This is a genomic window from Oceanispirochaeta sp. (assembly GCF_027859075.1).
GTDB lineage: Bacteria > Spirochaetota > Spirochaetia > DSM-2461 > DSM-2461 > Oceanispirochaeta.
This window is the reverse complement of the sequence record NZ_JAQIBL010000107.1, coordinates 13,441-37,940: the sequence shown is the minus strand read 5'-3', so window position 1 is coordinate 37,940 and position 24,500 is coordinate 13,441. Positions and strand designations below refer to the sequence as shown.

General features: G+C 48.8%; 21 protein-coding genes. 11 read left to right on the top strand and 10 right to left on the bottom strand.

Annotation, left to right across the window (positions count from 1 at the left end; genetic code table 11):
* Nucleotides 1–21: 21 nt before the first annotated feature.
* On the bottom strand, nt 22–3,339 hold the full coding sequence (locus tag PF479_RS06320; protein ID WP_298003695.1) for a DEAD/DEAH box helicase: 3,318 nt from the start codon (nt 3,337–3,339) through the stop codon (nt 22–24).
* A gap of 43 nt (nt 3,340–3,382) precedes the next feature.
* Nucleotides 3,383–4,720, bottom strand: a complete 1,338-nt coding sequence (locus PF479_RS06315) for an MATE family efflux transporter (RefSeq protein ID WP_298003693.1) — start codon at nt 4,718–4,720, stop codon at nt 3,383–3,385.
* 148 nt (nt 4,721–4,868) lie between these two features.
* Here PF479_RS06315 and PF479_RS06310 point away from each other — a divergent pair, with 148 nt between their 5' ends.
* Together PF479_RS06310 and PF479_RS06305 are read left to right on the top strand one after the other, a co-directional pair.
* Nucleotides 4,869–5,363, top strand: a complete 495-nt coding sequence (locus PF479_RS06310) for a LexA family transcriptional regulator (protein WP_298003690.1) — start codon at nt 4,869–4,871, stop codon at nt 5,361–5,363.
* On the top strand, nt 5,360–6,664 hold the full coding sequence (locus tag PF479_RS06305; RefSeq protein WP_298003688.1) for a Y-family DNA polymerase: 1,305 nt from the start codon (nt 5,360–5,362) through the stop codon (nt 6,662–6,664). The genes PF479_RS06310 and PF479_RS06305 overlap by 4 nt, the downstream gene beginning before the upstream one ends.
* A 302-nt stretch (nt 6,665–6,966) precedes the next feature.
* Here the strand turns inward: PF479_RS06305 and PF479_RS06300 are convergent, their stop codons facing one another.
* Nucleotides 6,967–7,359 carry an STAS domain-containing protein gene (locus tag PF479_RS06300; protein ID WP_298003685.1) on the bottom strand — a complete coding sequence of 131 codons (393 nt, stop codon included), beginning with the start codon at nt 7,357–7,359 and terminating at the stop codon, nt 6,967–6,969.
* Nucleotides 7,360–7,379: 20 nt separating this feature from the next.
* The gene (locus PF479_RS06295) at nt 7,380–9,095 is read right to left on the bottom strand and encodes an AMP-binding protein (RefSeq protein ID WP_298003682.1); all 1,716 of its coding nucleotides are present in this window, start codon (nt 9,093–9,095) and stop codon (nt 7,380–7,382) included.
* Nucleotides 9,096–9,350: 255 nt separating this feature from the next.
* On the opposite strand from PF479_RS06295, the gene asd reads away from it, so the two are divergent.
* The 5 genes from asd to PF479_RS06270 all read left to right on the top strand — a co-directional run bounded on the left by asd (nt 9,351) and on the right by PF479_RS06270 (nt 13,080).
* Complete coding sequence (gene asd / locus PF479_RS06290; RefSeq protein ID WP_298003680.1) at nt 9,351–10,472, top strand: aspartate-semialdehyde dehydrogenase; 1,122 nt, start codon at nt 9,351–9,353, stop codon at nt 10,470–10,472.
* Nucleotides 10,473–10,569: 97 nt separating this feature from the next.
* The gene (locus PF479_RS06285; RefSeq protein WP_298003677.1) at nt 10,570–11,229 is read left to right on the top strand and encodes an outer membrane beta-barrel protein; all 660 of its coding nucleotides are present in this window, start codon (nt 10,570–10,572) and stop codon (nt 11,227–11,229) included.
* Nucleotides 11,230–11,362: 133 nt separating this feature from the next.
* A complete protein-coding gene (locus PF479_RS06280) occupies nt 11,363–11,539 on the top strand; it encodes a hypothetical protein (RefSeq protein ID WP_298003674.1) in 177 nt (58 codons plus the stop codon).
* Nucleotides 11,536–12,714 carry an HD domain-containing protein gene (locus tag PF479_RS06275; protein ID WP_298003672.1) on the top strand — a complete coding sequence of 393 codons (1,179 nt, stop codon included), beginning with the start codon at nt 11,536–11,538 and terminating at the stop codon, nt 12,712–12,714. The genes PF479_RS06280 and PF479_RS06275 overlap by 4 nt, the downstream gene beginning before the upstream one ends.
* A gap of 105 nt (nt 12,715–12,819) precedes the next feature.
* A complete protein-coding gene (locus PF479_RS06270) occupies nt 12,820–13,080 on the top strand; it encodes a hypothetical protein (RefSeq protein WP_298003668.1) in 261 nt (86 codons plus the stop codon).
* A 3-nt stretch (nt 13,081–13,083) separates the two neighbouring features.
* Here the strand turns inward: PF479_RS06270 and PF479_RS06265 are convergent, their stop codons facing one another.
* A complete protein-coding gene (locus PF479_RS06265) occupies nt 13,084–14,778 on the bottom strand; it encodes an ATP-binding protein (RefSeq protein ID WP_298003666.1) in 1,695 nt (564 codons plus the stop codon).
* A gap of 216 nt (nt 14,779–14,994) precedes the next feature.
* Here PF479_RS06265 and PF479_RS06260 point away from each other — a divergent pair, with 216 nt between their 5' ends.
* From PF479_RS06260 to PF479_RS06250, 3 genes are all read left to right on the top strand, one after another.
* Nucleotides 14,995–16,032: an aldo/keto reductase gene (locus PF479_RS06260; protein WP_298003663.1), complete on the top strand. Its 1,038-nt coding sequence runs from the start codon at nt 14,995–14,997 to the stop codon at nt 16,030–16,032.
* A 106-nt stretch (nt 16,033–16,138) separates the two neighbouring features.
* On the top strand, nt 16,139–17,380 hold the full coding sequence (locus tag PF479_RS06255; protein WP_298003660.1) for a YihY/virulence factor BrkB family protein: 1,242 nt from the start codon (nt 16,139–16,141) through the stop codon (nt 17,378–17,380).
* The gene (locus PF479_RS06250) at nt 17,349–18,872 is read left to right on the top strand and encodes an N-6 DNA methylase (protein ID WP_298003658.1); all 1,524 of its coding nucleotides are present in this window, start codon (nt 17,349–17,351) and stop codon (nt 18,870–18,872) included. Before PF479_RS06255 ends, PF479_RS06250 begins: the two co-directional genes overlap by 32 nt.
* Here PF479_RS06250 and PF479_RS06245 read toward each other — a convergent pair.
* The 4 genes from PF479_RS06245 to clpS all read right to left on the bottom strand — a co-directional run bounded on the left by PF479_RS06245 (nt 18,869) and on the right by clpS (nt 23,278).
* Complete coding sequence (locus tag PF479_RS06245) at nt 18,869–19,849, bottom strand: hypothetical protein (RefSeq protein WP_298003654.1); 981 nt, start codon at nt 19,847–19,849, stop codon at nt 18,869–18,871. The two genes, PF479_RS06250 and PF479_RS06245, sit on opposite strands and share 4 nt — an antisense overlap.
* Nucleotides 19,850–19,917: 68 nt before the next feature.
* A complete protein-coding gene (gene aat, locus PF479_RS06240; RefSeq protein ID WP_298003651.1) occupies nt 19,918–20,679 on the bottom strand; it encodes a leucyl/phenylalanyl-tRNA--protein transferase in 762 nt (253 codons plus the stop codon).
* Nucleotides 20,669–22,963 carry an ATP-dependent Clp protease ATP-binding subunit ClpA gene (gene clpA, locus PF479_RS06235; protein WP_298003648.1) on the bottom strand — a complete coding sequence of 765 codons (2,295 nt, stop codon included), beginning with the start codon at nt 22,961–22,963 and terminating at the stop codon, nt 20,669–20,671. Before clpA ends, aat begins: the two co-directional genes overlap by 11 nt.
* Nucleotides 22,964–22,966: 3 nt before the next feature.
* The gene (clpS, locus tag PF479_RS06230; RefSeq protein WP_298003645.1) at nt 22,967–23,278 is read right to left on the bottom strand and encodes an ATP-dependent Clp protease adapter ClpS; all 312 of its coding nucleotides are present in this window, start codon (nt 23,276–23,278) and stop codon (nt 22,967–22,969) included.
* 185 nt (nt 23,279–23,463) lie between these two features.
* Here clpS and PF479_RS06225 point away from each other — a divergent pair, with 185 nt between their 5' ends.
* Nucleotides 23,464–24,162, top strand: coding sequence for a hypothetical protein (locus PF479_RS06225; protein ID WP_298003642.1), 699 nt, complete (start codon nt 23,464–23,466; stop codon nt 24,160–24,162).
* Here the strand turns inward: PF479_RS06225 and PF479_RS06220 are convergent.
* Nucleotides 24,140–24,487, bottom strand: coding sequence for a hypothetical protein (locus PF479_RS06220; protein ID WP_298003639.1), 348 nt, complete (start codon nt 24,485–24,487; stop codon nt 24,140–24,142). The two genes, PF479_RS06225 and PF479_RS06220, sit on opposite strands and share 23 nt — an antisense overlap.
* Between the last annotated feature and the right edge of the window lie 13 nt (nt 24,488–24,500).

Here is a 24,500-nt window from a genome sequence, read left to right as displayed (position 1 = left end):
TTGCTGCCCCTCTTCTAAAGGTTACTCAAACAATCTGATCACATCATCCTCACCCAGAGACCCGAAGATGTTCTGGTCATCCTGGATGATGCCGTCCATCAGGGCGGTTTTTTGTTCCTGCATCCTGAGAATTTTCTCTTCAATGGTGCCCCGTACGATCATCTTGTAGGAGATGACCTTGCGCTTCTGGCCCATCCTGTGGGCCCGGTCGATGGCCTGCCGTTCGGCAGCGGGATTCCACCAGGGGTCAAAGAGAACCACATAATCGGCGGCGGTCAGATTGATTCCGACTCCTCCCGCCTTGAGGCTGAGGAGGAAAACCCTCACATCCTCATCTTCCTGAAACCTTCTGATCTCCCCGGCTCTGTCTTTTGTCTTTCCGGTGATCCTGGAATAGTCCCAGTGCTGGTTACGGCAGAAATCTCCGATGGCATTCAGGGTCCCCAGAAACTGGGAGAAAATCAGGATTTTATGGTCTTCTTCCAACACTTCGTCCAGTAGATCCTTCAGGGCTACCATCTTGCAGGAGCTGACAGTCATGGCTTCTTCATCCCCCGTCATGGGAGGATAGATGGCCAGCTGGCGCAGCTTCAGGAGAAACTGGAAGATCTCCACAGAAGCGCCGGAGAGCCCCTTGTCGCCAATGAGTCCGGTCACCCGGGCCCGGTAAAAATCTCTGTACTTGTTGTAGAGTTCCGCCTGCTCGGGGATCATCTCGCTGTAGTGCACGATGATTTCCTTGGGGGGCAGATCGTCCAGAACGTCTTCTTTTTTACGGCGCAGCATAAAGGGAGACACAGTATCCCGGAGGATGGTCAGGGCCTCATTGTCCTTTTTCTTCTCTATGGGCTGGGCAAAACGGTTAAAAAAGTCTTTTCGTCCTCCCAGGAGTCCGGGATTGAGAAAGCTGAACTGGGACCAGAGCTCCATGGTATTATTTTCCAGAGGGGTTCCTGTCAGGGACAGACGGTGTCCGCTTTTCAGGGAACGGATGGCCTTGAAGATACGGGACCCCGCATTTTTGATGTAATGGGCCTCATCGAGGATGATGTAGTCAAAAATATATTCCAGAAAGAGGTCTACATCGTTCCTCAAGGTATGATAACTCACGATGATCAGGTCATACTCTTCAAAATGGGGAGCTTCGATGATCCGTCCGGCCCCGGCATGCCGCTTATAGGTCAAGCCGGGGGCAAACTTCTCGATCTCACTCTCCCAGTTGGCCAGGGTGACGACCGGGGCCACCAGGAGGCTGGTCTTCAGACTCTGTGTCTCCTTCAGGTGCTGCAGGAGACACAGGGTCTGCAGGGTCTTGCCCAATCCCATATCATCGGCCAGACAGCCGTGGCAGTCGTTATGATGCAGACGGAGAAGCCAGTTGAACCCTGCTTTCTGATAGGGCCTGAGTGTGGCATTCAGACCAGCGGGCAGGGGAGCCTGATCATCCCGGCCGGCCTCACGAATCTGTCGGGCCTGTTCCAGAATGTCATCGGCAGGCGACTCATCCCGCCCGGCTATCTGCTCATAAATTTGGTCAATAACAGAAAAGTTACGCACCGAAGTTTCCAGTTTTCCATCGTCATTCATGCCCTGCCGACGGAGGAAATCCAACTTCCGGAGGTCGCTTTCGCAGAGCCGGACGTAGCTGTCCCCGGTGCTGATAAGGCCCAGAGTCTGGTAGTGATCATCGAAGAACAGAGCCTTCAGTTTCTCTGTGTCCGGCTCTTTCACCATGGCATCCACATCCAGCCAGTCGGTGGTATTCCCCACATTGAACTGCACCGAGGCGCTTGTGCTGATCTTCCTGTCTTCCAGCTGCAGCTCAATGCCTCTTTGACTGAGCATGGTGCTGTAGTAGGTCAGAAATTCCTCCAGAGAGAGATCCAGACGCAGGTCGCCCTCTTCATTCCCGCTGACCAGTCCGGCGTAATAGCCTTTCTCAAAACTCAGGTGATTGGTGATTTGAGAAATGACATCTTTGACAAGAGTTGTTTCCCGTTCCTTGTTCCGTTTCTGAATCACCAGAACCGCCGCCCCTTCAGTCTCCCCTGGAGGAATCCAGGAGACCGGAGACTGGTAGGGAATATCCTTGTGACCGTAACGGAAGAAGAAAAATGTCTCCGTTTTATCCTGCCGGCTTCTGAGTTTGAGCACCGGCAGGGGATCCGCCTGTCTGACAGAGACGGGAGGATAGTCGCTATTCAGCCTCAGGGAGTGATGTTTCATCTTCCCGGTGAGTCTGAGAACGCCCTGAATGTCTGCCGGGAGAAATCCCTGACTTTTGGACAAAAGAAGGTTCACAAAGAAGGAGGTGTTCGAGTCTTCGGGAAGGAAGGCCAGGACTCCCTCCTCTTCATCCAGACAGAAGACCCTTTTATTTCTGAGGATGAGGCCGGATCTGCTGCGCTGCAGATGCAGGACGGCTCCCCGGGTATCAAGGAAGCGGTACTCAGGGTAATACAGGGGCCTGTCATCATGAAGGAGTTCCTGAAAACGGAAAGAGACTTCCAGGGAGGCCGCCTGGTGGGTCTTGATCCCGATGCGGCCGCTGGTGAAGAGCTCCTTTTGCGCCAGAACATCCTCCAGACAGTCCTCCAGGGGAAGGGCCTCTTCCGGGTCATCATTCAGGGAAGAACAGAGTCTGTCCAGCAGGATCTTCTGCTCCCTCATAAGGGCTGAAACGGGACGTGAAGCCTTGTAACGGAGAATCCCGCCGCTCCTCTGCCCCTCCCTCAGACGCAGCAGGGCCGGGCGAACCCGGATACCGCTGTCGGCGTTCCCAGAGAGGGTAAACACCAGGTCGTACCGGGGTGCTTCACTGGAGAGATGAAAATCATCATCCGAGAGTCCCTGAAACAGGGGAATATCACTACCGGGATCTTGAGAGGACGCTGCCGGAGGACTGACGGGCACCGCCTGTCCCGCCCGCCTGGACGGCTTGGAATGCCGGGACAGCGGAGCCTGAGGGGAAGAAGCAAACAGGTCCCCCTGGGGCGAATCGGATTCTTCAAAGCTGAACTTTTCAGGAACAAGGTCCAACTGAGGCAGGCCCTGGAACCAGTGATCATTGCCGAAACCGGCCGAAGCCGCCTTGAAAAAGAGAGCTGCCAGGTGGACGCAGGGCTCAAGGCTGCCGCATTCGCAGCTCCAGTAGAACTGGCCGGATCGGCTGTGAAGCTGGACCTCAAAGGGCATAGGCTGATCACCCAGGACAAAAACCCTGAGCCGCTCGTCCTCTTCTTTGAGATTATAAACCCTGTTTTCCCTATAGAGTCCCCGCGCTTCGGGCAGGACATCAGGTTTGAAATGATCAGCAAATGCAGGCGTCAGTACTTTCAATAAGTTCCTCTGAATTCGGATTTAGAAGCGAAGAAACAGGGCCTCAGACCTCCTTCAAGGCATGAACCCAGCCTTCACTCCGGAAGCGGAAGATCCCGATGGCGGTAATCACCACATTGGAAAAGACCATGGCGTACCAGATGCCCTGAGTACCCCAGCCCAGGGGGAAGGCCAGGAGCCAGGCAAAGGGGAGACGGAATACCCAGAGACGGCCTAGATGCATCATCATCAGAGAGCGGGTATCTCCGGCGCCCTGAAAGGCTCCAGCCAGAATCAAGAACACAGTAAAGACTATAACAGAAGGCGAAATGATTCGGAAGAGCAGACTTCCCTCGTCGATGACCGCCGGATCATTTATAAAAAAACGGATGAACTGGGACCCGTAAAAAAAACAGAAAATCATACCCGGAATAATGTAGATCAAGGCGAGGAAAACCCCTGTTTTCACCACCTTTCCCGCCCGGGACGGGTCTCCGGCTCCCAGAGACTGTCCGACCAGAGAAGCCGTACCCCGGGCCATCCCCTGAGCGGGCATATAAAACAGGGAATGGATGCGGTTCACAATCCCAAAGGCCGCAATAACGGCAGTTCCAAAGGAGTTCACAAGTCCCTGGAGGACGATAAAACCCAGAGAAGAGGCCATATGAGACAGGGATGAGGGAATCGCCACCTTCAGAAGAAGCCTCAGAACACTGGGTTTAAAGGGGAGATTCGCAACATGCAGACGAATACCCTGGCGCCCCCGGAAGAGGATCACATAAGCACTGACCGCCGCCACCCCCCGGGAAAGAACCGTGGCCAGGGCCGCCCCTTTGACTCCCAGAGAAGGGATGCTCCCGGCTCCGAAAATAAGAACCGCATCAAGGGGTATGTTCACCGCCGTGGCCAGAAGCTGAATCCGCAGGGCTGCCATGGTATTTCCAGTCCCCTCCATGGCACTCTGAAGGGCAAAGAAACCGTACATGAAGGGAATTCCAAGACAGATGATTCTAATATAGTCCGCTGTAAGCTCAAAAAGGTCGGGTGGTGTCTGTATGGCCCGCAGAAAGGGGCCTGCCAGCAGCCAGCCCGCCGCGGCAAGGAGCAGGGAGGCCAACAGCAGGAGGGAACAGACCTGTCCCAGAAAGAACTCGGCCTTCTTCTGATCCTTCTGCCCCACCGCCCGGGAAATGAGGGTGGTTCCTGCGGCGGAAATACCCAGCCCCCCCAGGATGATCAGCATGATCAGATTAAAGGCAATAGTGGGTGCCGAAATTTCCCTGGACCCCAGGCGGCCCAGAAACCAGCTGTCCGTAAGGTTGTATATGGTTTCGGCCCCATTGGCCAGCATCACCGGAACAGCCACCTTCAACAGGGGACGGAGAGTTTCATTTCTTTTCATCTGTGCGCCTTTTTCCCTGAGCATGGATGGCATTCTACCGAAGAGGGGCTCTTTTGTCATGAGGATAAAGAGGGGAAACGACAGAATCCGGTGAAGAAGAGTCTAAGGGGAATTGACGGTTCTCCCCAGAGCGAATTATACTATACATATGAATAGTTATTTTGAATCAGATCCCGCCGGCTTTTTTCTGTCGGAAGTTCCCGTACAATGGAAAATCCCCGAAAAGGAAGAGAGCAAAGGAATCCCCTGCTACGGAGACCTGATCAAGGCGGGTTTCCCCTCCCCTGCGGCGGACTACCGAGAGGAGATTCTGGATTTCAACGCCTACCTGGTACAGAATCCCGCCGCCACCTTCACCGTCCGTGTAGAGGGAGACTCCATGATCGACGAGGGCATTCGCAGCGGGGACCTCCTGATTGTGGACCGCAGCATCTCCCCGAAAGAAGGCATGATCATCGTGGCTGTTCTCTACGGTGAATTCACCGTAAAAAAGCTGCTCCGCCGGGACGGACGGCTCTGGCTCTACCCCGGAAACCCCTCCTATGACCCTGTCAGGATCGAACTGGACATGGAGTTTCAGGTCTGGGGGGTGGTCAGCCATGTGATTCACCGTTTTCTGGCTGGAAAGTCCACCCTGTTATGAGGCCGGGGAAAATCACGACCATGACCGCCCTGGTGGACTGCAACAGCTTTTATGCCTCCTGCGAAAGGGTCTTCCGCCCCGATCTTGAGGGACGCCCCATCGTGGTCCTGTCCAACAATGACGGCTGCATCGTGGCCATGAGCCGGGAGGCCAAGCTGTTGAACCTGCCCCGGGGGGCCCCTCTGTTTAAGATGCAAAGGCAGCTGGACCAGGCCGGTGCCGTGATATTTTCATCCAACTACACCCTCTACGGCGACCTCTCCCGGAGGATCATGGATATTCTGGAAACCTTCACCCCTCATCTGGAGGTCTATTCCATCGACGAGGCCTTTCTGGAACTCCAGGGCAGCCGGGAAGAACTGATGGAACAGGCCCGAATCATCAGAGACAGGGTATTCTCCTGGGTGGGGGTCCCGGTCTCCATCGGCATCGGAAAGACCAAGACCCTGGCAAAAATAGCCAGCCACAGGTCCAAAAAAAGAGTGGACAACATCTGCATCCCCACCCCGGAGGAATGGCCGGGGATTCTGGAGGAGACAAATGTAAGAGAGATATGGGGAATCGGCAGGCAGTACGCCCTGAAGCTCCACAGCAAAGAGATCCACAGCGCGGCAGATCTTATCCGCCAGGACGACAGCTGGGTCAAGAAGAATATGACCCTGGTGGGATTAAAAACCCTCTGGGAACTCAGGGGGAGACCCAGTTTTACCCTGGAGGAAAGCCCTCCCCCCAAACAGGGAATCATGAGCTCCCGGAGCTTTTCCTTCCCTGTCACCGGGAAGGAAGACATCATGGAAGCCGGAGCGGATTATGCCTCCCGGGCTGTGGCAAAACTCAGAGCCCAGAACTCGGCCTGCAGGGTGATACACTGCTCCATCATGACCAATCCCTTCAGGGAGTCAGACAGGCAGTACGCCCGGGGAATCACGGAGCAGCTCTCCTTCCCCCTGTCCTATACGCCCTCCATTGTCTCCATCGTCCACCGGCAGCTGGAGAAACTCTACCGCCCCGGATTCCGCTACAAAAAGATAGCCGTATTCCTCGGAGAAATAGAGCCGGCCGATCAGGGACAACTGGATCTTTTTTACAAGACCGACGATAGAAGCGACGCCGTCATGGAGGCGGTAGACCGGATAAACAGCCGCTACGGTCCGCACAGTCTCCACTGCATGCCCCTGCGTCCGGAGAGCCGCTGGCAGATGAAACGGGAAAAACTTTCCCCCCGCTATACGACCAGCTGGAGGGATTTGCCCGTGGTCCGTTCCGGAGCAGCTCTGTTAAAACGGCGGGATACTGAATAGGGAGAGCTTCACCTCATATTTGTTTATTATTCAGAGAACAGCCATGGAAAGATCACAGGAGACACACATTTGCCCTCTATATTATGTAACGTAGACTAGTCAAGATTGTTACTTAGTTATTAAAGCCAAAGAGTCAAGATTGGTTGAAGATTTTTTCATTTTACGTTCTCCATTTCAGAAGCTGTTACGTTGTGGCAGCTTCTGTTCTTTATAAGAAAACGCTCCCCATGCAGATGATACCATTCATGGAAGAGGGCATATTATGAAAGAGGACTCCTCGTCCCTTCATTTTAAAATCTTCTTCATGCCAATATCTCCTGGAGATCATCAATGATCTCAAAAAAGGATGAAAATCCGAGCTGATCAAAGACGGTCCGGATCTTGGTATTCATATTCAGAAGATACAGGGGGCTGCTCTTATGATCCGCCTGTACCCGGATGGTCGTAAAAGAACCGATACCGCTGGATGAAATGTACTGAAGTCCGCTCAACTCGAGGATTAAAGGATGCTCCTCCCACTCTCCTCCGAAGAACTCCATAACGGCTTCGGCAAACTCAATCGTATTGGAGTGATCCAGAATACCCTCAAAAGAGAGTATCCCGGCAGGAGGTGAAAAACGTTCATCCAGCGAACACTGGATGATCAGTCCTTCCTGCTGGTCATTGAGCTGAGTAAAAACACTGAAGTCCATCATGACGATACTAATTCCCCTTTTTATTCTATAGATTGACCAGACTTCCTGTCCTCCCTGGAGTACAAAAACCGTTTTATCTTCAGAGATGGTGTTTTCTCAAAAGGCTCAACCTGTTCAATTATTTTTCCCAGTCGGGAAAGGGCATTTAAACTGTTGTTGGCTGACTGTCTGACCATCTCAAGGGTGTCTGTCTTGATCCTGTTCAGTTCTTCCGGTGTTTTCTTCAGACCTTTCAAGAATTCATCCAGTTTTTCCGTGTTGAGCTGAACCCGGGCAACCAGAGAGTTACCGATTCGGGAAACCAGAGAGTCCAGAACATAGGGATCCCTGTTCAGAATGGCTTCAATCTCTTCAGGATATATATTTTCACCGTTGGCACCGAGGATCATATTTTTCAATCGTCCCTTGATAAAAAGTATGTTTTTCTCATCCAGATAGCCCAGGTCGCCCGTTTTAAACCAGCCGTCTTCGGTAAAGACTTCCGCCGTTTTTTCTTCATCCTTATAATATCCAATCATGATATTGGGACCTCTGGCCTGGATTTCACCATGTCCGGTTTCCGGTCTGACATCGGCAATTCTGAGTTCAACATCCTTGAAGGCCTTGCCGATGGCCCGGTACACAGAGCGGGAAGGAATATCCCCAGCCAGGCAGGGTGCCGTCTCAGTCAGACCGTAACCCACTGAATAGGGAAATCGGGCATCTCTGAGGAAGACTTCTACATCCGGCGCCAGTGGAGCCCCGCCGATACCGAAAAATTCGAGTCGTCCCCCGAAGAGAGCCTTCAATTTTTTACCTGCAACATAGCGGTTCAGCAGAAACTTTGTCGGCCTTTGACTGTAGAGGAAGCGGAGGATCTTTTTCGACGCGAATTTGGGAGCGATACTCGTTCTGTAGATTTTCTCAATCAGGATGGGTACGGTCAGCATCTGCTGTGGACGAACCACATTCAATGCCTGAATCATGACACGGGCCGTGGGAGCCCCCTTGATATAATGGATGGAAGATCCGCTCATCATAGGAATAATCAGACCCAGGGTACATTCATAGGAATGTGCCAGAGGCAATACAGAAAGGAAGCGGCTGTTCTCAGCGGCGAAGCAAATATCAATGCCCACATAAGCGTTATGGCTGATGTTTTTATGAGACAGCATCACCCCTTTGGAGTTTCCTGTGGTACCCGATGTATAGAGGATCGCGGCAATATCATCTTCCTCGACCATATAAAGGTGATCTTCCTGTGTAGGAGATGCAGGATTAAAAAGATCAGATTCCTCTGTAAAACTCCACTCTTCTCCTTCAGTCTTCAGTTTTCCTGTTTTTAAACCGTCTTGTATCAAAACCAGCTTATCTGCCAGAACCAGAGAAGAACCCAATAATCGGGGAATGACCTTATCTGAGGCAATGACAAAGACTGAGTCGGAGTGGTCCAGAATATTACACATCTGTTCGGCAGAAAAATCGGCCATGATGGGTACTGCCACCGCACCCATTGTATTAATCGCCAGATAAACCTGACCCCATTCAGGACGGCTCTCACTGACAAGAGCAACCTTCTCGCCTCTCTTGACTCCCTGATTCACAAGGTAGTTCTGGAGCTCCCGGATATTCTGGGCAACCTGACCAAAACTGGCCATGCTGTCACCGGCATATCCTAGAAAATCAAGATCCTTGTATTGGTCCCGGCTCTTGGACCAGGCTTCACTCAATGTGTATTTATTCAGATCATAGGGCATATATTTTACCTCCTGTGGCTTTATCATTTCCATTAACATAATCGATGAGTGATAATACTTTCGAATACTACCCTATTATAATGTACGCAAACCCCTTATCTGGTCAAAGAGTTTTTTTCAAATCTATCTGTTCATTGAATGAAGAACCCCTCCAGGGGGGCATTTTATTCATTATCTGCCAAAGAGACTTCTCCTATTTACAGATTTCCCCTTAAAACGTATAGTTTCTTCAATGATATGAATCAGGAGAGACAGGTGAAAAAAGTCGGGATTATTGGATGGAGAGGAATGGTCGGATCCGTACTGATGGATAGGATGATGTCTGAGGGCGATTTAGCCGGGAAAACGTTGGAACCCCTGTTGTTCTCCACATCCCAGGCAGGTCAGAAAGCCCCTGATTTTGGAAGAGAACTGCCTGCACTGGCAGATGCCTTTGATCTTAAAACCCTCAAGGAGCAGGATATTATCCTCAGCTGCCAGGGCGGTTCCTATACTGAAAGGATCTATCCCGAGCTCAAAAAATCCGGGTGGAAAGGGTACTGGATTGACGCAGCCTCGACTCTGAGGATGAAAGAAGACAGCCTGATTGTTCTGGACCCTGTCAATAAAGATGTTATCCAGAAAGGACTCCGCTCGGGCATCAAGACCTATGTGGGTGGAAACTGCACGGTCAGCCTGATGCTGATGGCTCTGAACGGATTGTTCAGAGAAAACCTGATTGAATGGATGACCTCCATGACCTACCAGGCGGCTTCCGGTGCGGGTGCCATGAATATGAAAGAACTGATCTCCCAGATGGATGTACTGGGCAACAGCGCCACAGGCCTCCTTAATCCTTCCTCAGCCATTCTGGAACTGGATAAGAAGATAACCGACACCCTCCGCAGCGACAGCTTTCCCAAGGAGCAATTCGGAGCACCCCTCGCAGGCAGCCTGATCCCCTGGATAGACAAAGCCATGGATAACGGCATGACCAAGGAAGAATGGAAGGGATTTGCCGAAACCAATAAGATTCTGATGAACGACCCGGCCATACCCATCGACGGGCTCTGTGTCCGCATCGGTTCTATGCGCTGCCACAGCCAGGCATTGACCATCAAGATGACAAGAGACATCCCGCTGGATGAAATCGAAGACATCATTAAAAGCAGCAATGACTGGGTCAGATTCATTCCCAACAATAAAGAGGACTCTCTGGCCGGTTTAACACCTGCCGCCGTATCAGGGGGACTGACAGTGCCCGTGGGAAGAGTCAGAAAACTCAATATGGGCCCGGATTATCTCACAGCCTTTACCGTGGGAGACCAGCTTCTATGGGGTGCGGCCGAACCGGTCCGCCGTATGCTGAAGATCACCCTGGATCATCTGGAAGGCTGAAACCTTATTCTTGCAATTTTAATAAAACCTGCCGTAAAAGGCAGGTTTTTTGTTATACTAAGGATGAAATATTTTGTCCCTACTACCGGAGGAAAAGATGGCAGCTGACAAAAAAGCATTGATTTTCATCCTTCTCAGTCTGAATATCTCGTCTCTATGGGCCCTGGATTATGGATTCAAGGTGAATATGGGCATCAGCAGTGGAGCCGGACAGGAATGGAACCAGATGCTTGATGACTCGGGAAACAGAGATTTTGCCGATGTTCTGGGAACCTTCGGAATGGGTGTTTTTGCAGAAATGAATGTGAGCCCTGTCAACATTTTTGCACCCGAGCTGTACTACATCTTCAACAGGGGTGTTCATCTGTCCAATTCCAGAGATGAATTTATAAAAATATCCTCTATTCACTCCCTTGAATTGATCCTGCCCATAGCCAGAGAATTCCCCTTTTCAGGGGGAGACAAGGCCATCCGCCTGATGGGAGGATTTCAAATCCTCTACTCCTTCAACATTGTAGAAACCAGCCGGATAAATGATATGGAAGACAGAATCGAACAGAAGAACGAGACCCCCTTGTCTCTGGGACTCGTCCTGGGAACGGGACTGGAGTTTAAAAGAATGGAAAAAAGGAGCTACATCGGGGATTTCAGAATCAAACTGCCCTTCACAGACAGTCTGAGCTATAGTGCTGCCGACGGCTCTCCTAGATCTCTGAAAACGGTAGAGCTTCTTCTGGGGGGCGGGATCAAATTCTAAAACAGGGCTGAAAAACATACCGTCCTCCACCAGAACCAAATTTTTGAAATAATACAAGGTCTCCTCAGGAGAGTATATTCCGGCAAAGCCGAAATGAACTGGCAAAAAGAGAAAATATAGGGTAAAAAAGAGTATGCCTTCTCCTCAGGACACTTTTGCCTCTCACTATCTATCCTTTATCAGATCCACGGGGAGATCTCTTCCTCTACCCCATCCGCGATGGATCATGCAGTACCGATTGAAGGATAAGGAAGATTTTCTGGAATACTACAGTGAACAACTGAATAAAGCCCATGAGGAAATGAAGTGAACAGCAGACTGGTATCGACAATTCTGGCACAGAATAAACAGAGAGAAGAGCTCACACTCTCACCCGAAGCCTGCCCCAGCAGCAGAGGTATCCGCCTGACTCCGGAGACCCATGATAAGAATCAGGATGATATTCGCAGCTCCTTCACCAGGGATACGGACAGAATCATCCACTCTCCCTCCTACACCCGGTACATAGACAAGACCCAGGTCTTCTATCTTTTTCAGAATGATAACATTACCCACAGGGTGCTCCATGTACAACTCGTTTCAAAAATCGCCCGTCAGATTGGGAGAGCCCTCAAACTGAATGAAGATTTGATTGAAGCCATCGCCCTGGGCCATGATCTGGGGCATGTACCCTACGGTCATGACGGGGAACGAATTCTGAATGCCCTTTGTGAAGAACAGAATATCGGATATTTCTCTCATAATGGCCAAAGCGTCAGAACCCTGAAAGAGCTGGAGAATAATGGGCGAGGATTGAATCTGACAATTCAGGTTCTCGACGGTATCCTCTGTCATAACGGCGAGCTTCTGGAAGATATTTATATTCCAGAGAAAAACAAGAGCGCCGAAAAAGTCCTGGAGGAATACCAGAACTGCTTTACCCACAAGGGCAGTTCCTCCACTCTGCGTCCCATGACACTGGAAGGTTGTGTCGTCAGGGTATCCGATGTGATTGCCTATATAGGCCGGGATATTGAAGATGCCATAACCATCGGCATGCTGAAAAGAGAGGAAATTCCTCCGGCGATTCAGGCCGTTCTGGGCGACAGAAATGACAGAATAATCCGGACCCTTTCTTTTGATCTGATTGAACAGAGTTACGGTAAAAAAGGTCTCAATTTCTCATTAGACATTCAAAAGGCCCTGCAGGATCTGCTTCAGTTCAACTATAAAAAAATTTACCTTAATCCTGAGAAAAAATCGGAAGATCACAAGATCGAAAAGATGTTCCGCTATCTTTATCAGGCTTTTTGCAAGGAGCTTATTTCCAGAGATGAAAACAGTTTTATATACAAATGGGCTTATCTGAAAATGAAACCGACCTACATCGAAGAAACAGCACCAGAGCGGATAGCCGTGGACTATATTGCCAGCATGACCGACCGCTATTTCAATGAAGATTTCAGACGCAGGGTCATTCCGGCGAACTTCGGATTCAAAGTCTGATCATCAGGGTCTTCTGAAAAGGAGACTCTGAATCATGAAATCAACAATAAACAATCATATGAGTCACAAACGGCTCTGTTATACTCAATTTCGGAGACATCCGCTATGAATACGGGAATCGGGAAAACCTCGGTTCCTGAACCGATCGACATCAGACCGATCCAGGAGCTGGAGGACATTACAGAGTCCTATTTTTGGGACAGAATCGAAAAAGAAGAGGCCCTGAGGGAGGTAGAACAACTCAGGGAGGAGGAGCGAATCGAGGAAAAAAGGCTCCTCCTGAAGTATGAAGAGAGAAATAAAACTGATCCGGACCGGGCACCCCTTCCCGACGATATGGCTTTAAAGGTTGACCTTCTTGCCTGATCTCTATTTTTCGAATTTTTTAACCAGAAGGACCTGATTGCCCTTGCTGTTGTATTTCACCTTATCAAAGAGCACACGGGACATATTTATACCCCTTCCGTGAGGCAGAAAATCCTGTTCGACCGAGCTGTCCACCATCCTCATGGTCGCATTAAAATCGAAGCCCCTCCCCTCATCGGTCACCATATACTGGACCGCATCCTTGTTCAAAACATAATTGATCCTGACCATGCGGTCTTTATATCGGGAATCCATCTGCCTTTCCCTGATAAAATCGAGGTAGCGGTTTTCATTCAAAGCCCTGGATTTTTCCTCAAATGTAATATTCAGATTGCCATGTTCGATGGCATTGATAATGATCTCCTGAAGCCCCATCTTTATCATGAGAGCACTCCCCGAGTCCATATATTTATTGAGAGCACTGGTCAACCTGGTGGTCACATCATCGATGGCTATAATATAATTTTCCAGGGACAACTGAAGCTTTTCCTGCTCAATACAGCGGATCAAACGGTTGGCTTTCATCCTTTCAGCCCGGCATATATATTCGACCTCTCCATCGTCTGTCTCAAAATAATCAATATGGAACTCAAGTTCTTCCGGCTCTCCCGTCCTGAGATCATTCATGATGGAATGGAAACGGACAGACTTCATATCGCGGCTCAAATTCCTGAGCTGTTCCAATATGATCTGCCTGGAAACACCTTTTGTCTCACGGCCTCCGGCATTGCCGAGAATATCCGGGAGTGAAGCATTCACCCCATCCTTGGACAGATGAAAATAGAATCGGGCCTTCTTGTTGTAGGATATAAACCGGTAATCACTGGACAAGGAAAAAACAGCCTGGTCTGCACCTTCGGCCAGGCGCCTGTATTTCTGCTCAGACAGTTTGAGTCTGTTATGAGTACTCTGCAGAACATCATGAGTCAAAACCAATTGATTCTGGGTCATGATGTAATCTGTCAGGATGGCAATCATGATGACAAAGGACATAAGGGATAACCCCACGGACAGGCGGGAATATCTGAAATTATTCAGATAAAAGTTCCGGCCGAAGTGAAAGAAAACCAAATCATCAATAGCCGAAAAGGTGGCAAAGAAATTTCCAGAAGCGATGAGAATGGTTTTTACATCCACCCGGTTTATCACCAGAGAGATGATAGACATAAAAATCAGAACGAGGATACAAAACCCCATGAAAAGGTCTCTCAGGCTGAGTAGAATGCCCTCTTTTCCCCGGGCAAAGTTCCCCGGAGTGAGATAGCCGTATTCCCCCGCCTGGGTCAGAGAGATAAAAAGTGCGGGTTTGATAAGACTGACAATGGTCAGCACTACTGCAACTCCCAGGCCGATATATGCTATCTTTTGAACTATTCTTGAAAAGAGATTATCCCTGTCCATGAGAGCCGATGAAAAAAGCAGGATGGTATACATAAAATAGGAAGCCGTCATCTGACCGACAAAATGGAAGATCCGGCCTGATTCATACAGCCCCAACCAGCCGCAAATAATAACAAGAGATTCAAATAGGACAAAAAACATTGCGGTCAGACTGAAGAGGAATCCCGTCGAGTATATCCTCTTCTGGAAATTTCCATAGAGAAACAGATAAATGATGACAACTGCGAATGTCAGAAAGAAACAGAAAATCGGGATCATGAGTTGTACAGCATCAAAGAGAGAATAATCCCAATTCATTGAGAACTCCAAAATTGAATTTATTTTATTATACCAGCAAACGACCGGGGCATCCTAATTTTTTTGAGTCTTGATCCTGATTTATACCATTCCCCCCAAGAATATCCATAAGATTAAAATAAAATCCGGAAATCCTTTGCTAAAGCTGAGAAACTAGTGTATAAATGACCTATGAAACAAGTGTTCTAACACACTAAAACTGTCAAGGAGAGAAATATGTCAGAAGCCACAAAAGCCTTCTCCATCGCCCCAGATGGAGTTGATCCAAAAATTGTCCCCACCAGAAAACTTTGGACTGGTAAGGAAATTCCAGCTATCGGTATGGGAACCTTCGGTTCCGACCGCTTCAGTATGCAGGATATTGCAGATGCAGTGCTGGGAGCCATCAAAGTCGGTTTCAGACACATAGACTGTGCCTCTGTATACGGCAACGAAGATCTTATCGGAAATTCCCTGAAAACAGCAATGGATGGCGGAATCAAAAGAGAAGACCTCTGGGTGACGTCCAAGGTATGGAATGATAAACATGATGATGTTATAGGGTCCTGTAAACAGTCCCTCAAGGATCTTCAGCTGGATTACCTGGATCTTTACCTGGTGCACTGGCCCTTCCCTAACTTTCATGCTCCCGGGTGTGATGTTGATTCAAGAAGCCCCGATGCCAAGCCCTATATCCATGAGAATTTCATGAAGACCTGGAGACAGATGGAAGAACTGGTAGAAATGGGACTGGTAAAACATATCGGTACCTCCAATATGACAATCCCCAAACTAAAACTTGTTTTAAGGGATGCAAAAATACAGCCGGCCTGTAACGAGATGGAACTCCATCCCCACTTCCAGCAGCAGGAAATGTTTGTTTTTGTCCGAGCCAACAACATTGTACCCATAGGTTTCTGTCCCATCGGTTCACCCACAAGGCCCGACAGAGATAAATCTGAGACCGATACTGTGGATATTGAAGATCCCGCTATTAAAAAAATTGCCGCCCGTCTGGGTGCCCACCCTGCGGTGGTCTGCCTCAAATGGGCCGTCCAGAGAGGTCAGATACCCATCCCCTTCTCAGTACACAGAAACGAATACCTCAGCAACATCAAATTGACTGTGGAAAATCTACTGACCGACGAAGAGATGGAAGAGCTGTCCAGGATTGACAAGAACTGCCGCCTCATCAAGGGTCAGGTTTTTCTGTGGAAAGACGGCCAGACCTGGGAAGATCTCTGGGACCTGAATGGTGAAATAACCCCTCCCTGATTCTTTTCAAAACCATTGGTGATTCCTCTGACAGGGAATCACCGGAAATTTTTTTTCCTGTCTTGAGAACATGACATTCCTGCCCTATAATCTTCGACATATCTCAATGAAAAAAATGATTACCCGATTTCTACGATTCATGACCTTATTAGAGCAGATCCTCATTCGCTTTCTTGCCGATGCAGGTCCTCAGAGAGCGGCAGGTCTTGCCTACTCCACACTCATGGCAATCGTACCCCTTCTGGCAATACTCATAGGTTTTGGCGGGCCTGTCATGACAGATGAATCGGTGCAGACGTTTCTGGCCAACACCCTTCTGCCTGTCATGCAGGAGCCCATCAAGAATGCCATCCTGGACTTTGCAGACAACAGCAAACGCCTGGGACTTCTGGGAACTCCTGTCTTCATCCTGACTGTTCTGGCTCTACTCAATAATATTGAAATCACCCTCAATCATATATTCAGAGTGAGTACAGACCGGAACCTGCTGCAGCGCATCATGACTTACACGGCGGTTATTATTTTTGCGGGAATGTTCATCGGCGCCAGCATTACCCTGTCAGGAGACATGATAAATCTGGTTCTGCAAAAAATGGATTCCTCCTGGATCTATCCCATCTTTGAAAAAAGGATGGCCTCCTTCCTCTTTATATTTCTGGGACAGTTTGCTTTGCTGACTCTTATCCCGGGCAGGCGGGTTCATCCCCTGAGTGCTCTCCTGGGGGCAGCCACCGGATCCATCCTCTGGGAACTGTCCAAGCGTTTGTTTGGTTTCTGGGCGTCCCAGTCGGTCCGCTTATCCGTCATTTACGGGTCTCTGTTTATGGTCCCTTTGATGCTGATCTGGCTGCTGCTGGTCTGGATCATTCTGCTCCTCGTCGCTGAATTGACCTATGTGCATCAGCACCGTTCTTACTTCTCTATGAAGAGGTTAAAAACAAGCGCCCCGGGAGAAGCCCTGATCAACAGCCTTCGTCTCTATTCCATCATCATCCGGGCCTTCAAAGACTCCCGGACTCCTCCGGATTTGACGGCTTTGTCAAATGCCGTGAATCTTCCCGAAAGGAATACTGAAAACTTACTCCTGCCGCTCCTGGAACAGAGAATCCTGTATAAGGTCATCCTCGATAAAAAGAGAAAAGGGTTTGTACCTGTCCAACCCCTGAAGAGTCAGGATCTCGCCGCCCTGCTCCAGGCACTATGCCATTACAGCAATCCTATACCCGGATTTGCGAATGATCCCCTGATTGAGGCCATCTCAACAGAACTATCGACTTGCTTTTATGAAACAAATATCGAGGAGCTATTGAAAAAGTATGAACAGACCCCTCCTACTGACCAGGACTGATAAAAAAAAGATTGGTGCTTTTTTTACTCCCCTGGATATGGCCGAAACCATGATTCAGACCTACAACATCCATAGAAAGTGGGCCTCCGGGGCCTCAGTACTGGACCCGACAGCCGGAAACGGCAGACTACTGGAAGCCCTGATCAGGACCTGTCAAAACAATAAGATCCCTATAACAGGGGACATGCTCGGCAGGCTCAAGGGTTATGAAAAAGAAAAAGAGTTTATCCTGAACTTCAAGGAAAGGATTGAAAACTCCTATTCCCTCACAATTCCACAGAACATGCTGAGTCAAAGGGATTTCCTGACTGTAGAACCCGAATCATGGGACATACTCCTGGGGAATCCGCCCTGGTTGAATTTCACAGATCTTCCCGATGAGGAAAAGGAAGATCTGAAAGCCTTGTTCAAGCATTATGGGCTCGTCGGCAAGGGCCGTCATATCCTTCTGGGTCATTCACGCATTGATCTGGCAGCCCTGATCATACAAAAAGCCATGCAGGATCACCTCAAAGTGGGGGGAGAAGCCTATTTCTTCATACCCCTCTCCCTCCTTCTCAATGAAGGGGCTCATAATACCTTCCGCAAGGGGATACTGGCAGGGGATTGTTTCAGTATCCAGGAAATACGGGATTTTGGAGCAAACAATGTTTTTCAGGATGTGAATACACGCTGCGGTTTTACCGCCTTAAAAAAATCGGAGCCTCAAAAAAACAGGATTCCCTATCTGACCCTGATGGAAAGGGGTCAATGGAAGAGTGAGATGTCCGGCACAGTGGGCCAGCAGGGAAGTTCCTACAGAATACTGGATAATGAGCTGTCACCCCCGCTGATCCGTTTAGCAGCGGATTCACGTCCCAGACAGGGTATCAATACGGGAGGACGTAATCAAATTTTCATCTTTGACCGCCTCGAAAAAGAAAGTGAAGACACAGTACGGCTGTACAATAAAAGCAGATCCGTATTACTGCCTGATCAGCTGGTCTACCCGCTGATTACATCTGAACAATTTAAGGGAAAAGAGAGGGCAAACCGCTTTATATTTCTACCCTACAAGAGAAATGGAAAAGTATTAGGACTGGAAGAGATCAAAAAATATCCTCTGGCCTATCAATATTTATCAGATCAAAAGGATCAGCTGACCAGCCGAAAGGGAAGCATGCTGGGCAGTACCATGAAAATGGGGAGATTCTGGACCCTTTTAGGGGTAGGACCCTATACTTTTTCATCCTGGAAAATCGTCTGGGAGGCCTATGGAAAAAAGGATTTTAATCCCCGGATATTTCATACTTTTGAGGGAAAACCATGGATTCCGAATCAGGCCCTTCAGGCGGCCTGTTCCTTTGGATCAGAAGAAGAAGCCCGACGAGTCCTTACAGATTTGAAACATCCTGGAATTAATAGAATCTTAAAACAACAGAATATGGAAGGGACCTGTAACTGGGCGCAACCCGGACGGATGGCACATTTTATGCAATATGTTCCTGATTAATAGGTATATTTCAATTTCATCCCGGCTTCCCAGGAGTTTGTTTCCTGGATATTGACAGGACTGTTGAATATTTCATTGAAGATACCCAGAGACCAATCCTCGTTGAACTGGTAGCCCATGCCCATTAAGAACTGGACCATACTTACTTCGTTGAAGCTTGAAAAAAAGATAAAGTCAAAATCAAATTCCATGACAATCTTTTTAAAAAGCTTCTGCTCCTTGAATAGATACCTCAGCAGGGCGTCCTCAAAATAAAAACCAGCTATAAGAGAATTGTGACTTTCCAAAGGACGGATTTCCCCATTCTCCATCTCCTTCAGAAATAGATATCCTACCCCTATCTTGGCTCCCAGAATCATCCTGCTCTCCAGGGTTTCGGCAAAAAACCCCCTGTAATGAAAGGTAAAGTCAAACTGATGCTCCAGCATATCAGTCTGATCCTCCTTATTGAACACTCCCTTATATCGGGCAGCAATTCCAAATTGACGTACGGATTCATTAAAAAAATATCGGGTTCCCACTGAAAGTCGGTAAAAGGGATGTATGGGAGTGGTGATATCCCCTGACAAAACCAGATTATTCTCCAAATACACCGGCTGGGTCAAACCATAGGAACCACCCAGGGTCAGAGAAAATGCATTTCTATTGATACGGGGATCTTCCCTCTGAGATTCTGAGAGGAGTTCCCGGGCAAAGTCCGGGGTGATAATTTCTTCATCATCAGGGTGATAAAACTCAGTAAAATTCGGATCTTCCGGATCAATATCTGAGCCTGTATCCCCTCCTTCAGTGAGGATAACAATATCAAGAACCGACAGCCTTAATTCATACAGAGTCGTCTCTTGTGGAGATAGGGCAATCGCAGCATCCAGGTAGGTCAGGGCGCCTTTGTAGTTGCCCTTGGAAATATCCGATAAAGCCAGATCCACAAGACGGCCCTTTCTGTATTCCTGTTCCAGAATGTCTGTTTCATTCAAATTACCGGCCTGGGCAGAAAGAGAGAGAAGAGAGATCAGGAGTAAAATGAGGTAAAGAATCCCCTTTTTCAGCCTTGAACCTCCTGGTTCTGCCTTGTCAGTCTATTCCATTGAGTAGATACAGGAAATCCCGGAAAGAGAACAGACCAGTTTCCCCGAATTGTACCTTCTTTCAGCGCCATCCGAAGTTCCTTGAGGAAACGGCTGCGGGGTACGTCACAGGCTCCCAGAGATCCCAGATGTTCCGTATGCTGCTGACAGTCAATAAAGGAAAATCCCTTCTCCTCCAGAAAAGAAGACAAGGCGATAAATCCTGTCTTGGAGGCATTTGCCTTGATGGCAAACATGGATTCACCAAAAAAAGCACGCCCCAGGGACACACCGTATAGGCCCCCGACAAGGCTCTCATCCTCCCAGACTTCAACAGAATGGGCAAAGCCCAATTCATGAAGAGTTGAATATGCTTTTAACATGTCACCAGAGATCCAGGTACCATCCTGATCCTTCCGGGGCACCTTGCCGCAACCTGTCATGACATCCTTGAAAGCGCAGTCAAGGGTGACCCTGAATTTTCCGGATTTGAGGACTTTTTTCATGGACCGGCTGATCCTGAGGTTTTCAGGATACAAGACAAAGCGGGGGTCCAGGCTCCACCAGAGGATGTCCTCCCCCTCATTAAACCAGGGAAAGACACCCTGGGAATAGGCAGAGATCAAGAGCCCTGGAGACAGATTCCCCCCGACTCCCACGATATCATCCTCCCAGGTTTCTTCGGGAGGAAAGGGGAAATACTGGTCGTATTCCAGCCAGGGAAATTCCTCATCCCTCACTGGGGAGAACCTCAATGAAGACAGCCCCGTCTTTCATATCGGCCCGGGCCTTGCCACCCGAAACCAGACTACCGAAAAGGACCTGATCCACAAAGAATGTCTTGATCTTTTCATCGATCAGTCTGGAGATATTCCGGGCTCCGTATTCCTGAGAATACCCTTCTTTTGCCAGAAACTCGATGCAGGAGTCACTGACTTCCAGGGAAACATTCCGTGCGGCCAGTTGTGTCTCAAAGCCGGCCAGTTCCTTTTTAACGATTGATATCACAACATCATCCGGCAGATTGGCAAAGGTTATAATCTGATCCAGACGATTCCTGAATTCGGGGGTGAATATCCTCTTGACCTCATCATTCACGATTTCCCCATTCATGACCCGGTCACCGAATCCTATCTGACTTCTGCCGAGGTTTCGGGCTCCCGCATTGGAGGTCATGATGATGACAGCATGCCGAAAATCCGCTTTCCGGCCCATGTTATCCGTGACAGTGGCATAATCCATCATCTGGAGAAGGATGTTAAACACATCCTGATGGGCCTTCTCAATTTCATCCAGCAGAAGAACTGCATGGGGATTTTTCCGAATTGTATCGGTCAATAATCCCCCCTCTTCATATCCCACGTAACCGGGAGGTGATCCGATGAGTCGGGACACAGTGTGTTTCTCCTGATACTCACTCATATCTATCCGGTGGAGGGACACACCCAATTCAGAGGCAAGCAAACGGGCCAGCTCTGTTTTCCCTACCCCCGTGGGGCCGACAAAAAGAAAGGAGGCGACGGGTTTATGATCCTGCCGGAAACCGGCCCGGGATCGTCTGATCGCCAGGGTCACCGCATCGACAGCCTCATCCTGGCCAAAAAGGTTTTTCTTCAGGGCCTTGTCCAGATCACGAAGCTTATCCGTTTCATTGGCAGAGACGCTCCTCTCTGGTATCCTGGCGATAGAGGCAACCACTTTTTCGATGTCCTGCTCTGTCACTTCGGGAAGAGAGTCGGGAGGAGCCCCTTCTTTTTCCTGCTTCAGGGCCTTCCAGGCTCCTGCCTCATCGATCAGATCGATAGCTTTATCGGGGAGGTGTTTTTCGTTGATATACTGATCAGAAAGCCTGACAGCCGCTTCCAGGGCTTCTTCAGAGTACCGGACACCGTGGTGAATCTCATAGACATCCTGAAGGCCCCTTAGAATTTTCAAAGTTTCTTCCACTGTGGTTTCCGGAATATCAATCTTCTGAAAACGCCTGGCCAGGGCATGGTCCTTCTCAAAGTGTTTTGTATACTCATCATAAGTTGTACTGCCGATGCAGCGAAGCTGCCCCTTTGCAAGGGCTGGTTTGAGCAGATTTCCAGCATCCATACTACCTCCGGAAACTGCTCCGGCACCGATAATGGTATGGATTTCATCGATGAACAGTATGGACTTACTCAGCTTTTCAAGGTCTTTGAGGACCCTCTTCATCCGCTCTTCAAAGTCCCCCCGGAAACGGGTTCCCGCCAGAAGGCTGCCCATATCCAGAGAAAATATCCGAAATCCCTTTAAAAAAGAGGGAACATCATCATTCACGATTCGGTAGGCAAGACCTTCGGTGAGGGCTGTTTTGCCGACACCCGGTTCCCCCACATGCACAGGATTATTCTTCAACCGGCGTGAAAGGATCTGTATGGTCCGCTCCAGAATGTCTTCCCGTCCAATCAGGGGTTCCAGTTTCCCCTCTTCCGCCAGCCTGGTCAGGTCGGTTGTGTACTGTGCAAGGGCCGATTTACTCTTGCGGTCCTGTCGGTGTCCGCGGCCCTCCTGGGATGAAAGCTCTTCGGCAGCGTCTTCCGAATCAGAGTCCATGGAATTGACGCCTTCAAGCTCATCTTCGATGGGATGAGAAACTACACTGAGGAGTTCAAGACGGTTAACACCGGATTTCTTCATATAATAGGAGGCAAAACTTTCAGGCTCATCCAGAATAGCCACCAGGAGATCGCCGATGTGAATGATGTCTTTTCCTGCCGAGCTCATCTGGAGCATGGATCGCTCAATAATATTCTGTAATCCTTCTGACTGCACCGGCTCGGCGCCACTGACTACCTCAATATTTTTGGTGAAAAATTCCTCAAGCTGTTCGATGATCAGATCCGGATCTGCACCGCAGGATTCAAGCATTTCTCTGGGAGCATCAAAATCAAGAGTCGTCAGCAGAAGATGCTCGGGAGTAAAATACTCATGCTTCCGGCTTCTGGCCTCCTGATAGGCCGCGTTGACAATAATCTGTAGTTCCTGACTGATATCCATATCTCAAGCCTTCTCCATGACGCATTTCAAGGGGTATTCCCTCTGTTTAGCCAGCTCTTTTACCTGCTTAACCTTAGTCGAAGCGATATCGAAGGTAAACAAACCCACCATACCACGTCCTTTTTTATGCACATCCAGCATGATCCGGGTCGCATCCACGGGCTGTTTATGAAAAATCGTCACTAGAACTTCTACAACAAAGTCCTGAGTTGTATAGTCATCATTCAACAGAAGGACTCTGTACATATCAGGCTCTTTGAGCCCTTCGTCCACCTGATTTAAAAAATCGCTATCAAAGCTGTTTTGTCCTGCCATTCCATTAATGTACTGATTTTTTCCGCCCCTTTCAATCTATTTGACAGCTTACCAGTTATTTTTAAAGACAGAGAGTTCAGGAAAAAAATCATCTTACGGATAAGAGTAGACACATGATTTACTTTTAAGTTTGCTGGTACTATACTAAAAAAGAACAACAATGATTCAATGCGGGGAGATATGTTATGAATTATATCAGAAAAGGGTTCTTAATAATCAGACCTCTCAACCTACTGACTGTGATGTTTTTTATAATCACCATGAGTGCGACAGCTGGTGAGAGTTTTTTTGAAGAGTATTCAGAGAGTGAAAGACTTGTGATAGCCGGAGCCTATCTGGCTGTGGGAGAACAATATGGCGAATTGGGAGAGAATGAGAAAGGCGATGCATATAAACGCATGGCTGATGAAATTTTTCCAGGAATAGAGAATATGGATTACCCCGACTCTCCCGTAGAAGCCGGCCCATTGACAACTTTATCTCCCGTCAGGCCAAGCGGTAAAGAACCGGCAGCAGTTCAGTATTTTTTTGGAAAACTGATGCGCGCCGTTTTCTCGGAAAATGAGCGAGATCTGGCGTCTCTCCTGTCAACAAGACTCTATCTGCCTGGTTATGACGATGGTGTTGAAAAAAAAGAAGTTCTGACCTTTGTCCGGCAGGTTTTCAAAAAATACCCTTTGGACAGGATCGATCCCGTTTCAATCTACTCACTTAATCGTATCTATATAATGCCGGAAGGCAGCTCCTGGGTGGCGAGTGTCAGCCTGACTGAAGAGGGTATCAGGATATTTGATGACGAGTTTGGATTTTACGGAAGACTGCACAAGTTTTATTTCAGGGAATACAGAGAAGGTTGGCGGCTCATTGCAGTAAACGCCGAATAAATTTCCAGGATTTTAATGTTTTCAAGGGGTGCTTAAAGGCACCCCTTATTTTTACGACATAACCGCAGTCCGGCGGTAGGGCCGGAGAAAACAAGGCCGTCCAGAAAGTGATTTTCTGGCACTCCCTGCAGGCATTAAAGCGGTTTACGTAGACAGTACAACGTTTTATGTCTTCATTCAGAAACCGGCAGGGCCTGTCAAAGTCGATGACAAGAGTCCCCTTGGGGAGGAAATGTTTTTCATAACAGCATTTGCCACATCCATGACAGAGGGACTCCCAATATTCATTCAGAAACTGAGCTCTCATTTTAATCCATTTTACCATTTATATATCCGGG